Here is a 1,734-nt window from a genome sequence, read left to right on the forward strand (position 1 = left end):
ATAAGAGACAGTGGCCACCCTGCTCACCGCCCCCGACACCGAACTCCTCGCCCGCTCGGGCGAAGACCCCGGCCCCGGCCAGGTCCGCCTCGGCATCGTCGCCCCCGACGCCCGCCGCCTCGCCCTCGCCCGCCGCGCCGTCGAGCGCGGGAGACCCTGGCGCGGCAAGGGCGACGTCTGGTTCACCCCCGAGCCGCTGCTGACCGCCGGGACGGGCAAGCTGGCCTTCGTCTTCCCCGGCCTGGAAGCCGAGTTCGAGCCGCAGGTCGACGAGGTCGCCGAGCACTTCGGGCTGCCCCGCCCCGGCGCCGCCGAGGTCGGCGACGTGGCCCGGCACGGCCTCGGCGTCCTCGGCGTCGGCCGGGTCCTCGACGCGGCGCTGCGCAAGCTCGGGCTCGTACCGGACGCGGTCGCCGGGCACAGCATCGGCGAGTGGTCGGCGATGTACGCGGGCGGCCTCTACGACGACGCCGCCGCGGACGAACTCCTCGGCCCCTTCGACCCCGACTCGCTACGCGTCCCGGGCGTGGTCTTCGCCGCCGTCGGCGCCCCCGCCGAACGGGTCGAGGCGGTCCTCGGCGGCCGTACGGACATCGTGCTCAGCCACGACAACGCCCCCGGCCAGTCAATGGTCTGCGGCCCCGAGAATGCGGTGGCCGACCTCGTCGCGGACTTCCGGGCGGAGCGAGTGATCGCACAGGTCCTGCCGTTCCGCTCCGGCTTCCACACGCCGATGCTGGCGCCATACCTCGGACCGCTGACGGAAGGCGTACGCCGCACCCGGGTGCGACCGGCGCGCATACCGGTGTGGTCGGGCACCACGGCCGCCCCATACCCCGAAGGCGCGGAACCCATCCGGGAGTTGTTCGTACGCCACCTCCTCGAGCCGGTCCGATTCCGCCCGCTGATCGAGGCCATGTACGCGGCCGGCTTCCGCGTATTCGTCCAGGTGGGCACAGGCCAACTGGCCTCGCTCATCACCGACACACTGCAGGGCCGCGACTTCCTGGCAGTGGCGGCCAACTCCCCCCGCCGGAGCGGCCTGGCCCAGCTCCGCCGCGTCTCCACAGCTCTGTGGACAGAAGGCCGCTCGGTCGGCCGCGCCCCGGCCCCACGCAGCCGCGCATCGGCGCCGGTCCGTCTCGATCTCGGCGGCGCGCTGGTGTCCTTGCCGGACGGGATACGGGATGAGCTGCGCTCGGCTGTCCGGGACGCGGTGCGGGCGGCGCCCGCGGAGGCGACAGCTGCCGGGGCCGCGCTCGGCGGGGCGGCGCGCTCCGGCAGCGCGGGCGACGCCCTGACGGCACTGGCCCGCCACGCGGACCATCACCCCGCGGCGGCCGAGCTGCACGCGGCCCTGGCGGAGACGGCGAGCTCCGCGGCCGCCGTGCTGGCTGCGGCGGGGTCGCCTTCCGCGGCTCCGGCGCCAAGCGGCTACGCGCCTCGGGCGCGGGACGAACGCACCGTTCTGGAACGGGAATGGGAACGGGAGCGGGAGCGGGTGACGCCCGCCCAGCGGGGAGGGGCGACGGTCACCGGACCCGAGCAGGCGGCGTCCGCCGGACGAGAGCGGACCACGGCCACCGGGCGCGGGCGGACCACGGCCACCGGGCGCGGGCGGACCACCGCCACCGGGCGCGGGCGGACCACCGCCACCGACCGCGGGCGGGCCCAGGCCATCGACCGCGGGCAGGCCACCCCCACCGACCGGGCACACCCCACCCGCACCGAAAC

Annotated in this window: 1 protein-coding gene; it reads left to right on the forward strand. The window is 76.3% G+C overall.

What is annotated here, in order from left to right; genetic code table 11:
* Positions 1-10: 10 nt before the first annotated feature.
* Positions 11-1,734, forward strand: a 1,724-nt coding sequence (locus G5C51_RS41760) for an acyltransferase domain-containing protein (protein WP_338118511.1), incomplete at its 3' end; no start/stop codon positions are given.

Origin of the sequence: Streptomyces coryli (assembly GCF_011044975.1) — a bacterium.
In the GTDB taxonomy this organism is placed as follows: domain Bacteria; phylum Actinomycetota; class Actinomycetes; order Streptomycetales; family Streptomycetaceae; genus Streptomyces; species Streptomyces coryli.